Source organism: Salinisphaera sp. (assembly GCF_035690525.1).
In the GTDB taxonomy this organism is placed as follows: Bacteria; Pseudomonadota; Gammaproteobacteria; order Nevskiales; family Salinisphaeraceae; genus Salinisphaera.
In genome coordinates, this window is sequence record NZ_DASSKM010000079.1 from 1 (window position 1) to 13,174 (window position 13,174).

At 62.0% G+C, this 13,174-nt stretch carries 11 protein-coding genes and 1 CRISPR repeat array; of the genes, 1 reads left to right on the plus strand and 10 read right to left on the minus strand.

The features are described 5' to 3' along the window. Nucleotides 1-23 precede the first annotated feature (23 nt). Nucleotides 24-532: direct repeats of the CRISPR family, unit length 29 nt; unit sequence GTTCGCTGCCGTGCAGGCAGCTAAGAAAA. Nucleotides 533-792: 260 nt separating this feature from the next. Beyond that, nucleotides 793-1,860: an IS30 family transposase gene (locus tag VFJ08_RS05785; RefSeq protein WP_324996099.1), complete on the plus strand. Its 1,068-nt coding sequence runs from the start codon at nucleotides 793-795 to the stop codon at nucleotides 1,858-1,860. Between the two features lie 504 nt (nucleotides 1,861-2,364). Here VFJ08_RS05785 and VFJ08_RS05790 read toward each other — a convergent pair. The 10 genes from VFJ08_RS05790 to VFJ08_RS05835 form a co-directional block, all read right to left on the minus strand. Beyond that, the gene (locus tag VFJ08_RS05790; RefSeq protein ID WP_324996101.1) at nucleotides 2,365-3,201 is read right to left on the minus strand and encodes a DMT family transporter; all 837 of its coding nucleotides are present in this window, start codon (nucleotides 3,199-3,201) and stop codon (nucleotides 2,365-2,367) included. Nucleotides 3,202-3,356: 155 nt separating this feature from the next. Further along, complete coding sequence (locus VFJ08_RS05795) at nucleotides 3,357-4,214, minus strand: MurR/RpiR family transcriptional regulator (RefSeq protein WP_324996103.1); 858 nt, start codon at nucleotides 4,212-4,214, stop codon at nucleotides 3,357-3,359. 327 nt (nucleotides 4,215-4,541) lie between these two features. Continuing rightward, on the minus strand, nucleotides 4,542-5,552 hold the full coding sequence (locus tag VFJ08_RS05800) for a LacI family DNA-binding transcriptional regulator (protein WP_324996105.1): 1,011 nt from the start codon (nucleotides 5,550-5,552) through the stop codon (nucleotides 4,542-4,544). A gap of 6 nt (nucleotides 5,553-5,558) precedes the next feature. Next, on the minus strand, nucleotides 5,559-6,740 hold the full coding sequence (locus VFJ08_RS05805) for a phytanoyl-CoA dioxygenase family protein (protein WP_324996107.1): 1,182 nt from the start codon (nucleotides 6,738-6,740) through the stop codon (nucleotides 5,559-5,561). Nucleotides 6,741-6,895: 155 nt separating this feature from the next. After that, nucleotides 6,896-7,678 (minus strand): ATP-binding cassette domain-containing protein, encoded by a 783-nt coding sequence (locus tag VFJ08_RS05810; protein WP_324996109.1) that lies wholly within the window; start codon nucleotides 7,676-7,678, stop codon nucleotides 6,896-6,898. Nucleotide 7,679: 1 nt separating this feature from the next. Further along, nucleotides 7,680-8,768: an ABC transporter permease gene (locus VFJ08_RS05815; RefSeq protein ID WP_324996111.1), complete on the minus strand. Its 1,089-nt coding sequence runs from the start codon at nucleotides 8,766-8,768 to the stop codon at nucleotides 7,680-7,682. A gap of 64 nt (nucleotides 8,769-8,832) precedes the next feature. Beyond that, nucleotides 8,833-9,807: a sugar ABC transporter substrate-binding protein gene (locus VFJ08_RS05820; RefSeq protein WP_324996113.1), complete on the minus strand. Its 975-nt coding sequence runs from the start codon at nucleotides 9,805-9,807 to the stop codon at nucleotides 8,833-8,835. A 298-nt stretch (nucleotides 9,808-10,105) separates the two neighbouring features. Further along, complete coding sequence (locus VFJ08_RS05825) at nucleotides 10,106-10,885, minus strand: SDR family oxidoreductase (RefSeq protein ID WP_324996115.1); 780 nt, start codon at nucleotides 10,883-10,885, stop codon at nucleotides 10,106-10,108. Beyond that, nucleotides 10,875-11,909, minus strand: a complete 1,035-nt coding sequence (gene iolG / locus VFJ08_RS05830; protein ID WP_324996117.1) for an inositol 2-dehydrogenase — start codon at nucleotides 11,907-11,909, stop codon at nucleotides 10,875-10,877. Before iolG ends, VFJ08_RS05825 begins: the two co-directional genes overlap by 11 nt. Nucleotides 11,910-12,173: 264 nt before the next feature. Continuing rightward, nucleotides 12,174-13,130 (minus strand): substrate-binding domain-containing protein, encoded by a 957-nt coding sequence (locus VFJ08_RS05835; protein ID WP_324996119.1) that lies wholly within the window; start codon nucleotides 13,128-13,130, stop codon nucleotides 12,174-12,176. Between the last annotated feature and the right edge of the window lie 44 nt (nucleotides 13,131-13,174).

Genomic DNA, 13,174 nt, shown 5'->3' on the forward strand with positions numbered 1-13,174 from the left:
CGCTCGATCTGGCGCCCCAGCAAGTTCGCTGCCGTGCAGGCAGCTAAGAAAGTCTATGAATCGCTGTACCTGGGCAAGTTCCTGTTCGCTGCCGTGCAGGCAGCTAAGAAAATCTCGTTGGCCGCCATCTGCAACCGATGCAGGTTCGCTGCCGTGCAGGCAGCTAAGAAAACCTGGTCAACGCTGTACTTGTGCGACTGCCCGTTCGCTGCCGTGCAGGCAGCTAAGAAAATCGCGACGCAGTATCTGTATGCGCAACCGCTGTTCGCTGCCGTGCAGGCAGCTAAGAAAATCAACGGCCCGGTGTACGGATCCGGCGAGCGGTTCGCTGCCGTGCAGGCAGCTAAGAAAACATCACACCGGATCACGTCATGACCTACTACGTTCGCTGCCGTGCAGGCAGCTAAGAAAGACACCGAGTGGTATCTCTTCGCCGATGCCAAGTTCGCTGCCGTGCAGGCAGCTAAGAAAGTAGGCCGAACACCTTCCGGCGGCTTGTTATAGTTCGCTGCCGTGCAGGCAGCTAAGAAATATCGCATCCAGCGGGCGGTCGCCGAGCGCATGTTCGCTGCCGTGCAGGTAGCGCCAACGATGTAAGAGACCAAGCGATAGAAATAGATTTTCCGGAGATGTGACTGGCGTGGTTCGGCTTTGTGATCTTGTCGGAGCCGAAGGCACCGAAAATCTCGAGCGCGGAGGCCAAACTAGCGCATTCGTCGAGATACCGGGCGTGTTTATAATCCCTCGGTCTCAAACTTGAAGTGCAACACCCGATGAGAGGAAATGTGTTGCATGAAGAAAACGTACACGCATCTGAGTGTTGAAGAACGTGCGGTGATCCAGGTCCGTCTGGAACAAGGCGCCAGTGTGCGGGCGATCGCCCGCACACTGGCGCGTAGCCCAGCCACGGTCAGTCGGGAACTGGCCCGTAACGGCTGGCGCAATCCGGCACGCAGGCCGCGGCGCCGTGGGCGTCCTCCGCTGGCCGGTGGCTATCGGGCAACGAGCGCCCAAAAGCGCGCGCGTCGGCTGGCGGCCACGCCACGGCGGCCCCGAAAGCTCACCTCGGACCCCTGGCTGTGGGGCCGGGTTGTCGAGTTGTTGTCGACCGGTCATTCTCCGGAACAGGTTTCGGCACTGCTGGTTCGTATGCATTCCGAGCACGCCCGAGTGTCTCACGAGACGATCTACACGGCGCTGTATGCACTGCCGCGCGGCGCGCTGCGCCGCGAGCTGATCGGCCTGCTGCGCCAGCGACGCACACGCCGCCGGCCGCGCTCGCAAGGTGCGGATCGCCGGGGCCGGATTCCGAACATGACCTCGATCCATCTGCGCCCGCCCGAGGTCGATGAGCGCGTCATACCCGGCCACTGGGAAGGCGACCTGATCAAGGGGGCGCGCAATGCCTCGGCGGTGGGCACGCTGGTCGAACGTACGAGCCTGTTCGTCAGTCTGGTCAAGGTCGATAACGCCAGCGCCCAGGCGGCGGTGGCCGGTTTCTCCGGCGTGCTCAACCGGATCGATGCCCAGCGCCGGCTGAGCCTGACGTATGACCAGGGCAAGGAGATGGCCCAGCATGAACAGCTCAGCCGCAATACCGGTATGACCGTGTACTTCGCCGATCCGCACAGCCCGTGGCAACGCGGGATCAACGAGAACACCAATGGGCTGCTGCGCCAGTACTTGCCCAAGGGCGCCGATTTGTCGGTCTTCTCTCAGAATGAACTGGACGACATCGCGTGGCGACTGAATACGCGCATCCGCAAGTCGCTCGGATGGAAATGTCCCGCCGAGCTGTTCATCCCCGATGATTTCGATATGAAAGCCCATTACGAAAAAATTGTTGCACCTCGACCTTGAAACCGCCTCCTTAAAACGGCCGTTCTCTAGAATGAAATCGATTACTATGCGTAGCGACATCGTCGCCGCCAGCGGGCTTTCGGATCGCCAACGCTTCGGCTACGGCCTCAGGATTTCGTAGTAGTCGCCGTCCAGCTTGAAAGGATGCCGGAAAACGAGCCGTGCGGCGCGGGTAACAAACGCTCGAAGCAGAACCAGCGCGCTGCCTGTGCCTCGTTACAACCGCCGACCGCTTCAAGCACAGCGATTTTCGCACATCGCTATATTCTAAGGTGGGACAGTTTTCGCGCCAGTTCGGGCTATGCTCGGCTGCTTCGACGTTTTGCCACACCTCTTGCGCGGCGGCTGACGTAGAGTAAACGGTACGCGATCATGACCGCGATCGAGGGCATTTTCGCGTCTGATCATCATATTGGGCAATGAAGGCCAATCGACATCGCCTTGCGCATTAGGTTCGGGATGTCGTGTTCCTCCTTGATTTGACCCCCCGCCGACAGCTTTCAGTCAACCCAGCGTAATCAAGACGATGGCGATTGCCGCGGCGACCAGGCCGGCGGCTTGGGCATTATTCCACTGTTCGCCGAGAAACACGCGGGCGAGCAGGATGGTGACGGCGGGGTAGAGCGCGGTTAGCACGACGACGATCGAGAGCTGGCCGCGGCCGGTCGCGGCCAGGAACAACAGGTTGGCCCCGCCGCCGAACAGCCCGGCGGCGACCAGCAAGCCGATTGCGGTGCCATTGATGCCGCCTGGGCGCGGCTCTTTCAGGGCAAACGGCAGGACCAGCAGGCTACCCAGCGCCATCCCGGGCACAAGCGGCCAAAAGCCGGCATCCGCGCCGGCCCGGTCGAGCGCAATGAACAACAGCGCAAAGCCGGCGCCGCTGACCAAACCTTCGGCCACGCCCGGGCGCGCGCTGGCGGTTTGCGACCGGTCCCGTTGCCAGGACACCAGGCCGATGGCGGGCATGGCCACGACCAGGCCCACGCCGGCCAGCACGGACAAGTGTTCGCCCAGCGCGAGGCCGGTCAGCACGGGTACGGCCGCGGCCACCACGGCCGAGAGCGGCGCGACGACGCTGATGCGACCCACCACGAAACCGCGATACAGCGCCAGCGTACCGGTCGCACTGCCCACGCCGGCCGCGACGCCCCACGCGAGCGCTTGCGTGGTCGGGCCGTGCGAAGCGCCGAGCGCCACGCTGGCGATCGCGACGAGCAACGCCAGCAGATGGACCGCAAGCGCCACAACGCCCGCCCCAAGCCGCCGGCCGATCACGCCGGCGGCGAAATCGCTCGCGCCGTAGGCCAGCGCGGCCAATAATCCGAACAGAATGGCCATCCGCGCAGCCGGTCGATCAGGTCAAGCGCGAAACGGTATCAGAAGGCCAAGGCGGGAACGATGTCGGCTTAATAAGCATGAACACGCCCGCGGTGCGTTCGCCGTGGCCAACGGCCGCTAGAAACAGCCGCCGCGTCGGCTGTTTTGTTGCCAGATTAATAACCCGACGCCGCCGGCTCCTCGTCGTTCAAAGCCAACCCCACGGCTACGGTCAGCGCCTGCGCCAAGCACATGGACGCGGTCAGCGAGCGGAAATTGTGCAACTCGGCGTCGTGCACTTCGAGACAAACGGTGGCATGGGCGGCAACCGGGCTCAGCGGGCTGTCGGTGAGCACCACGACCGGGGTGCCCTGCTCGGTCGCGTGGCGGATCGTTTCCGCCGTTTCTTCGGCATAGGGATGAAACGACACCGCGAATAGCACATCGCCCGCCTGCACGCGGGCGGTCTGCTGGGGCAGCATGCCGCCCAGGCCGTCGAGCAAGCAGGCGTTGGCCTGAATCTGGCTCAGGGCGTAGGCCATATAAGTGACCACCGGGAACGAACGGCGATGCGCGCATAGATAGATGCATTGCGCCCCGGCCATGACCCGGGCCGCCGCCGCCAGGCGCTCGGCGTCCACTTCATCGGCCAGATGGTCGAGCGCCATGCGATTGGCCTGGCAAAATTGGCGCAGCACGCCGTGCGGGGTCAGCGCCTGGGTATCGCTTTCCTCTTCACGGCGCAGGCGGCGCAGGCGTTCGCTGTAGCTCGACGCGGTCTCGGCCAGCCGGGCTTGGTACACCCGTTGCAGTTCGGAAAAACCGGAGTAGCCGAACGCCTTGGCGAAACGGATGATCGCCGAGGGCTGCACCCGGGCCCGCTCGGCGATCACCGCGGTGGTTTCCAGCGCCATGTCGTTGGGGTGATCGACCGCGAACTGGGCAATCTGCTGCAATCGCTTGCTCAGATTCTTGTATTCCGCGAGTATGCGGCGCTGCAATTCGGACGGCGTTTCCGGTGCCTCTTCAGTCATGGGTCGTCTGGATCCTCGTCTTGTTTTCTTACTTGATTTTCTTAAATGCCGCGTCGTTGCGCGCCTCGACGATGTGCATTTTCTGAAACAAACGCACCACAAATCAAATAACCATTCCATTCGAGCCCGGCCGGCGCCTATCTTTCGCCGGGGCAACCGGCCGCTCATCGCGCTCTTCTCGTGTTATTAAGCCGGCATCAAAATAGATGAACGACCATCGGCTTAATAAAGCGGACCGCGCAAGCGGGCCGCCGCGGCGTCAAGCCGCGTTGAAAACAGCCGATCTTTCGGCTGTTTTGTTGCCACACTAATAACGGCCGGCCGGCATCATATATTCCACGGAGTGACGATCACCGCGCGGCTGGCGCCGTGCTCGGCGGCCCGGCCGTGCCGGCGGAAACACAGCAGATGCCGGATCGCCCGGGCGGCGTCGGCCTGCAAATCGTGATCGACGACCGCATCGATGCGCCCCGCCCGCAGCAAGCCGCGGTTCTCGTCGTCGAGATCGTGGCCGACAAAGGCGACCTCGCGATCGCCGGCCTCGTCCAGCGCGCGCAGTAACCCGCGATTGCCGCCGCCCATGCTATAGATACCGGCGATCGCGCCGCGCTTCGCACGCTCGGCCCGGGCGCGTTCGTAGGTGGCATGCTCAAGGCCGTAACCGCCGTCGGTGGGGACCACCTCGACGCGCGGGCAACGCGCGGCCATGAAATCGGCAAAGCCGCGCCAGCGGTCGTTCTCACCGTGAAAATCCCGGCTGCCCAGATTCGCTAGCACCACCCCGCCCGATTCGCCGAGGAAGCGTGACAGCAGGAAGGCGGCGGTCCGGCCGGCCGCCGTGTTGTCGATGCCGACATACGCGATGCGGCTGCCGCAGCGGATGTCCGTGGCAAAGGTCACGACCGGCACGCCGCGTGCGGTCAGCGATTCGATAGCCGCGACGATAGCCGGATGTTCGGGGGCTTTGAGCACCACCCCGTGGGTGGCCCGGCGTTCGAATGCGCGCAGGCGATCGGCGATGCGCGCCGGCCTCATCCGCTCGTCAGTATGAAAACGCGGCGCGATACGAAGCGGCGCCATGTCGGCGGCCGCGGCCACAAATGCGCGGCGCACCGCCTGGCTGAACCGCTCGGGGCTGTTCAGCAGCACATCGAAAGTTAGGCCGAGGCCGGCGGGAATACCGGCGGCGGCCTGTTCCTCGAGTTCGCGGATCGCGGCGTCGACCCGGCGCCGCGTCTGCTCATGTACGTGCTCACGCCCGTGGCGCGCCCGATCCACCGTCGCCGCACTCACGCCCGCCTGGGCGGCGATCTGCTTGACGGTGAAACGGTGCGCCACGGGCGGCTAATCGACCTGCCGGCGTTCGAGCTGCGCGGCAAGCTGGGCCTCGAACGTGGCCGCGTCGAGCTGTTCCTCGACCGCCCGGATCAGCAGCTCGCATTGGGTTTCGGGCGCCAAGCCGGCGGTCGGCTGGTCGCGGTCGAGATTGGTGGGAAAACCGTAGTCCTCGGCGGTGGCCTTGGCCGCGCGCACGATCGTATCCGGCTCGCTTTCGCGCCGGCGCAGTTCGCCGTAGATCGCCCGGCACATCCGCGCCCGGTCGAGAATGCCCATCGCACGGCCGAAAGCCGAGGAAATCTGTAGCAGGTTCGCCATCCGGCGGATATCGGCCGAACAATTGCCGCCCGCCGCGTGGAACAACGCCGGATTGAAGAACACCGCATCGCCGGCCTTCAGCGGTAGCTGGACATGGTGTTCAGTGAAGTAGCGCTGGAACTCGGGCCGGCCGGTGGCCAAAAAGCCGAGCTCGTAGCGCTGGGAATACGGCAGATACAGCGTCGGGCCGGATTCGACCGGCATGTCGCAGTGCGCGACCGCGCCCTGGAGCGTGAGCTGCGAGGCGAAGCGATGGATGTGCGCCGGGAAGCGCTCGGCCTGCTCGGTCGCCATGAAACCGAGATGATAGTCGCGATGCGCGCTCTGGGCGTCGCCGCCCGGATTGACCACGTTCAAATCGGAGGTGACCTGATACATCGGCCCGAGCCAGGCTTCGCTGATGAGCTCAAGCACCGGATTGGCGTAATAATCGACATAAGCCGCCGGATCGCGCGCGGCGAGTTTTTGCTGCACGCGCCAGACGCGGTCGTTGGCGCCCGGTTTGGCGAAATGGTCGCCCCCGGCCACGCCCGCGGCGTGCTGCTCGGCGATCATCTCCTGAAAGCGGGCGGTGGTCTCTTGGATGCTGTGGTCGTCGAAGGCCCCGGCGAACACGACGATTCCGGGGCCGTCGAGCATCGCTTCGGCCAGTTCGGCCTGCAGATCGGCGCGGGCTTCGGCGCTCAAATCCGCCACGTGGCGACCGTCGTAGATCGGCACGTTCTGTTCAATGCGTGTCGCCAGCGGATAGTCCTCGGGCCGCGTCGTGCGATCGAGGCTCGCGACGAAATCCTCGAGTCGGCAGTCCTTCGCGTGCAGCCAGACGCGCTCGGCCGGGGTCGTTCGATTGGGGTTGTCTTGTGCCAGCATGGCTTTCTCCTCTTCGTTTGGTGCGAATCGATTAAGGTCTTTCGATTATTCGAGCCAAGCCGGGTCCGCGACAACGCGAAATCACCTCAAAAACACCTCAGGATTCAGATCCCGCGCCAACCGAAAAGGGCGCCCGGAGGCGCCCTCGTAAGACATCAACGCTGCATTTCATGCTCAAGGGCATCGAGCCCGGCCCCTCCCGCCATCTGGAAGATCAGATCGTCCAGCGATAGATCCGCCCTTGCGGCGTCCAGATCCATTTCGCCGCGGCTGAGCACCGTGAAGTGATCGCCCACGAGATAGGCGTGGTGCGGATTGTGGGTGATGAAGATCACGCCTACGCCGTGCTCGCGCGCGGCCGAGGCGATGTACTTGAGCACCAGACCGGACTGGTGCACGCCGAGCGCTGCGGTCGGTTCGTCCAGAATCAGCACACGAGCGCCGAAATGAATCGCGCGGGCGATCGCGACCACCTGTTTTTGCCCGCCGGAGAGCGTGCCGACGTGCTGTTCCAGGTCCGCCAGTTCGATGCCCATCCGGCGCAGTGCGTCGTCGGTCTCGTCGTACATCGCCGTCCGGTCGAGACGCCGGAAGGGCCAACGGCCGCGGGTCATCTCCGAGCCGAGGAAGAAATTCCGCCAGACCGGCATCAGCGGCACCAGGGCCAGGCTCTGGTAAACCGCGGCGATGCCCAGATCCAGCGCCTCGCGCGGCGAGCCGAACTTCACCGGCTTGCCGTCGACTCGGTACTCGCCGGCCGAATGGTGCGTCAGCCCGGCAACCACGCTGATCAGCGTCGATTTGCCGGCGCCGTTGTCGCCGAGGATGCAGGTTACCTCGCCCTGGCGAACCTTGAGACTGACGTCGGACAGCGCATGCACGTTGCCGTAGTTCTTGCCGACGCCTTCGAGTTCGATGATGGCGGTATCGTCGGTCATCTTATTTCCCCTGTGAAGCGCGGGTGCGAATCCACGTATTGACGACCGTGGCCATCAACAGCATCGCGCCGACAAAGAACATGAACCAGTCGGAATCCCAGCCGGCGTAGATCACGCCTTCGGTGGTCATGCCGAAGATGAAGGCCCCGAGCGCGGAACCCACGGCCGAACCGTAGCCGCCGGTCAGCAGGCAGCCTCCAACCACCGCGGCCGCGATATACAGCAGCTCGTTGCCCACGCCGGCGCCGGACTGCACCGTGTTATAGGCGAACAGCATATGCATCGCGAGAAACCACACACAGAAACCCACGCCCATGAACAGCGCGATCTTCATGCCGCGTACCGGCACGCCGACCGCGCGGGCCGCATCCCGGTCGCCGCCGACGGCGAAAATCCAGTTGCCCACGCGGGTGCGCAGCAACAGCCAGGTCGCGAACAACACCAATATGATCCAGTAGATGATCGCCACGCTGATGTTGAAATTGCCGATCTCGATACTCGAGGCGAACACCGCATGCGCCGAGTCGAAACCCGGCATCGAGGCGATATCGCCGGTGGCGACACCGCCGGTGATCAGCTTGGTCAGGGCGATATTCAGGCCCTGCAGCATCAAGAATGTCGATAGCGTGACCAGAAAACTGTGCAGCTTGGTCTTGATCAGCAGCCAGCCGTTCAATGCGCCCAGCGCCAACGAAAGCACCAGGGCAAAGGCCACCCCGGTCCAGATGTTGCCGCCGATGTAGGTCGCGAACATCGAGGCGGCCAGCGAGGAACTAACGACCGCCACACCGGCGGTCAGATCGAACTCCCCGCCGATCATCAGCAGCGATACGCCGACCGCGGGAATACCGAGAATCGCGGCCTGGTAGAGCACCGTCGAGAATGCCGGCAAGGTGCGGAACGGCGGCGCCACGATACAGAACAGGACGAACACGAGGATAGCGCCGCCCAGCGCCCCCGCTTCCGGCCGCTTGAGGATCTTCTTCCAGGCCGGCTCCCGCGAGACGCGTTGCTTGGGTTTGTTCGGCGCCGCGCCGGGGGCACCGGGCGCCGGTATGGTTTGCCCTGCGTCGTCCGTAGTAGTTGCCATCGGTTAATCCTCCGGGAGTGTCCCGGCGGCTCCAGCCGTCGGGTTCACAAGCCTGCTTTGCGAGTTATCGGGTGCCGCGCTTTACGTACTTGATAATCTGATCGATATTGTCCTGGGTCACGAACGCCGGGCCGGTGAGCACGGCCTTGCCGCCGCCGAGCGTGTCGCCGTTGGTCAGGTTCAGCCAGAGCAGATCGATGGCCTCATAGCCTTGCAGCCAGGGCTGTTGGTCGACCGCCCAAGCGATCTTGCCGTCCTTGATCAACTGCGCGGTACGCGGATTGAGATCGAAGGTCACGATCTTGGCGTCGCTGCCGGCCCTCTTGGCCGCATCGACGGCGACCGGGGCGAACTGCGCGCCCAACGTCACGATCGCATCGATTTTCGGGTCTTGCATGAGCTTGGCCATGATGCGCGCACGCGCCTGACTCATATCGAAGCCGTTGAGATAGAGCGTTTCGGTCTCGCCCTTGAACGTATCGGCGATGCCCTTACAGCGAGCGGCCAACTGCACCGCCCCCTGCTGATGGTTCACGCAAAGCGCTTTCTTCGCGCCCTCCTTGTTGAGCCGTTTACCGATCGCCTGGCCGGCCAGCGTTTCGTCTTGACCCACGTACATCGGGATATTCATCGACTTCCAGGAATCGAAGCCGGAATTGACGCCGACCACCGGAATACCGGCGTCCAACGCCTGCGCGACCAGCGGGCGCATCGCTTCAGGAAACGCAAGCGTGAGCGCAATACCGTCGACGTGCTGGGTGTTGACGTTCTTGAGCTTGGCCGCCTGTTTGGCCGGCGAGTCGCCGTGCAGATAGATCAGGTCGACGTTGTCCTTTTCCGCCGCTGCTTCCGCCCCCTTTCGTGCCTGATCCCAGAAAGTATTGCTAGGCCCCGAGTGTGTAATAAATGCGAACTTATAATGCTTACTGTTTAGGTCCGCCGCGAACGCAACTCCGATTGAGCCGGCCGCCGCCAGACAGAGGATCAACGCTGCCGTGAGCAGTTTGGTATATCGCCGTCCAGTTTCGAGTAGTCGCATGCCGGATCTCCTCTTTGTGGCGCTTTTGTTTTATTGCCGGACCTCGGTGGGAACCAGAGTCGTATTTTTGATCGAGGCTGGATGCGTCGCTGAATAGGCGCGTCCACCCTTGACCATGACAATAATGGAATAAATATACCGTTTCAATTATTTTTGGAATTTTTAGAATTAGCCAATGGTCGAATGAACGACGACTGGCATTCAGCGGGAGGTTCCAGGCGACAACCGAGAGTTGAAATGCACTCTTGGCGCTAATTTCAAGTTCCTTGAGTTACCGCCGGATCGGCTATGTATGCATTCATTCAGGATACGATCCAGGCACGTTCTGGTCGTAATCGACTATAGCGCCCGTCATGACGCCTGATTGCTCGTTAAGCATGTAGCTCGCCAGTCCGGCAAGCTGAGCGGGTTTGGCCAGTTGGCCCATTGGCTGTTTCTGCTCTGCGCGCTCGAGCCAACCATCGGTTGCGCCGTGGTACATGCGCTGCGTGGCATCTTCACCGGGGGTGTCCATCCAGCCCGGTAGTATCGCGTTGCAGCGTATCCGGTCGAATCGATGGGCATTTGCAACATTCTTGGTTAACGTCGCGAGCGCTCCCTTTGATGCCGAATAGCTTGTTAAATAAGATTGTCCACAATGCACGTTTTGCGAAAGAATATTGACAATTGAGCCGCCGCCGCCGCTGTCCTTGCGGTGCTGTACGAATCGCTGCATGAGAAAGAAAGGCGCGCGCGCATTGGTTTCGAACATGGCATCCCATAGCTCGACAGAGGTATCGAGCAATGTCCCTCGGGCACCAAGCGCGGCGGCGTTCACCAGTCCATTGAGGTAACCGAGCTTTTCTATAGCGGTCTCGATCAATCGGGTGCAGGCATCCACGTTTCTCAGATCAATGGGCTCAAAATGAACCACTCGGTCATCACGCGACAGCTTCTCCACCGCTCTCGCGCCTTTTGCGATGTCGCGCCCCGCCAACACGATATGACGACAGCCTTCATCAATCAGCTGCTCGGCGATGGCGAAACCGACGCCCTGCGCGCCGCCGGTGACGACCGCTCGCGTGTGCTCATGATTCATTGTCGACTCCTCGGTTTTTGAATCTGCCGTTCGCCAGATTCACGCTCGATCGCTTTTCCAAGGATGCCGTAGCCGCCTCGGCAAGATACACCGCCATCAAACCGTCTATCGCATTGACGGGCATGTCTTCAGAAGCATTCACACATTCGATGAATGTTTTGATTTCCGCGGTATAACTTGGGCCATAGCGCTCCATGAAAAATTCGAGGATCGGCGCCGGCGTTCCGGGATGTGCAGATGTAAAACTCCGCACGCCCGACTGCCGTGGATTATCGGAAATAAGCATGCCGCGATCGCCGAAAGCTTCAATGCGCTGGTCAAATCCGAATGCGCTGTGCCGCGAATTAATGATCGTGACCAGAACTCCGCTTTGCGTCTCTAGAACGACCGTGGCGCTGTCGATATCTCCCAGTTCGCCGATCCTCGGATCGACAATGCATGAGCCGGTCGCCGTCACACGGGTAAATTCTTCTCCGACAATCGAGCGAGCCATATCAAAATCATGAATCGTCATATCGCGGAAAATCCCCCCGGAATGGAGGATGTAGTCCGGCGGGGGCGGCGCCGGATCGCGGCTGGTAATGATCAGCTGCTCAATCTGGCCGATTTCTCCAGCATGCACCGCGTTACACAGCGCTTCATGGCCACGGTCGCGGCGGCGGTTGAAGCCTAAATATACTTTGCGGGCGGCCTTTTCGCCGATCGCGGCAATACAGTCTTCGGTCTCGGCGAGACTCGAAGCCAGTGGCTTTTCGCAAAGCACCGGTTTACCCGCACGCACCGCGTTTACAATCAAGTCCTTATGGGTATCTGACGGTGTGGCGATGACAACCGCATCCACATCTTGTCTCGATAAAGCTTCTTCGGGCGTGCTGGCAACAGTCGCCGCATGGTTCAGCGCCAATTTTTCAGCGTTGTCACGTAATTTATCGTATACGACGGTGACCTCGGCGCCGGCTGTAAGAATAGACTGCGCATGGACCCGGCCCATTCGCCCAGCGCCGAACAAGGCGATTCGCGTCATTTTTTCCTCGTTGGTTCAGGAACAGAACCGTCAAGTTGTTTATCAGCTTGAAAATGGGGCTTTTTTCGACTCGGCCAGCCTGTGCAGATTAGGCGCCTGGACGAAATTATCGATCGGCGGTTTGACGCAAATGACGCCAATACTGCCGATAAGCTACGCGATTCATTTATGCCGGGCCCTCAACTCGCTTGATGCGTTTTGTCGATATTGCGCAAGAGCAACCCGGCGGCCGGAGCCGCCGGGTTCGCGAGCCTGCCTTGCGGGTTATCGGGTGCCGCGCTTCACGTACTTGATGATCTGGTCGATGTTGTCCTGCGTCACGAAAGACGGACCGGTCAGTACGGCTTCGCCGCCGCCGAGCGTGTCGCCGTTGGTCAGGTTCAGCCAGAGCAGATCGACGGCTTCGTAACCCTGCAACCAGGGCTGTTGGTCGACCGCCCAGGCGATCTTGCCGTCCTTGATCAACTGCGCGGTGCGCGGATTGAGATCGAAGGTCACGATCTTGGCGTCGCTGCCGGCCCTCTTGGCCGCAGCGACGGCGACCGGCGCGAACGGCGCGCCCAGCGTCACGACGGTGTCGATTTCCGGGTCTTGCATAAGCTTGGCCATGATGCGCGAACGCGCCTTGCTCATGTCATAGCCTTCCAGATACAACGTTTCGGACTCGCCCTTGAACGTGTCTGCGATGCCCTTACAGCGAGCGGCCAACTGCACCGCGCCCTGCTGCTGGTTGACGCAGAGTTCCTTCTTCGCGCCCTCCTTGTTGAGCCGCTTGCCGATCGCCCGGCCGGCCAGCACTTCATCCTGACCGACATACATGGGAATCCCCATCGATTTCCAGGCGTCGAAGCCGGAATTGACGCCCACCACCGGAATACCGGCGTCCAGCGCCTGCTCGACCAGCGGCCTCATCGCGTCGGGAAACGCGAGCGTGAGCGCGATGCCGTCGACGTGCTGGGTGATGACGTTCTTGAGCTTGGCCGCCTGTTTGGCCGGCGAAGCGCCGTGCAGATAGATCAGGTCGACGTTGTCCTTCTTCGCCGCTGCTTCCGCGCCCTTGCGCACCAGATCCCAGAATGTATCGCCGGCCTGAGCGTGGGTTACGAGCGCGATCTTGTAGTGCTCGGACGTCAGATCGGCGGCACTCGCGCAAGTCGCGCTAAAGCCGATAACCAGCGCGGCCGCGATCAGGCGCAAGCGGTGCTTCGTGAATAGTCGCATGTTGGATCTCCTCGTTTTGTGATGCTTTTGTGAAACCGTACCGC

What these genes read in the sequence shown, in the direction of transcription:
- iolG (WP_324996117.1), bottom strand. Translation starts at nt 11,909, where the DNA reads ATGACGCGAATCGCCTTGTTCGGCGCTGGGCGAATGGGCCGGGTCCAT.
- VFJ08_RS05785 (WP_324996099.1), top strand. Translation starts at nt 793, where the DNA reads ATGAAGAAAACGTACACGCATCTGAGTGTTGAAGAACGTGCGGTGATC.
- VFJ08_RS05825 (WP_324996115.1), bottom strand. Translation starts at nt 10,885, where the DNA reads ATGAATCATGAGCACACGCGAGCGGTCGTCACCGGCGGCGCGCAGGGC.
- VFJ08_RS05835 (WP_324996119.1), bottom strand. Translation starts at nt 13,130, where the DNA reads ATGCGACTATTCACGAAGCACCGCTTGCGCCTGATCGCGGCCGCGCTG.
- VFJ08_RS05820 (WP_324996113.1), bottom strand. Translation starts at nt 9,807, where the DNA reads ATGCGACTACTCGAAACTGGACGGCGATATACCAAACTGCTCACGGCA.
- VFJ08_RS05815 (WP_324996111.1), bottom strand. Translation starts at nt 8,768, where the DNA reads ATGGCAACTACTACGGACGACGCAGGGCAAACCATACCGGCGCCCGGT.
- VFJ08_RS05795 (WP_324996103.1), bottom strand. Translation starts at nt 4,214, where the DNA reads ATGACTGAAGAGGCACCGGAAACGCCGTCCGAATTGCAGCGCCGCATA.
- VFJ08_RS05805 (WP_324996107.1), bottom strand. Translation starts at nt 6,740, where the DNA reads ATGCTGGCACAAGACAACCCCAATCGAACGACCCCGGCCGAGCGCGTC.
- VFJ08_RS05810 (WP_324996109.1), bottom strand. Translation starts at nt 7,678, where the DNA reads ATGACCGACGATACCGCCATCATCGAACTCGAAGGCGTCGGCAAGAAC.
- VFJ08_RS05790 (WP_324996101.1), bottom strand. Translation starts at nt 3,201, where the DNA reads ATGGCCATTCTGTTCGGATTATTGGCCGCGCTGGCCTACGGCGCGAGC.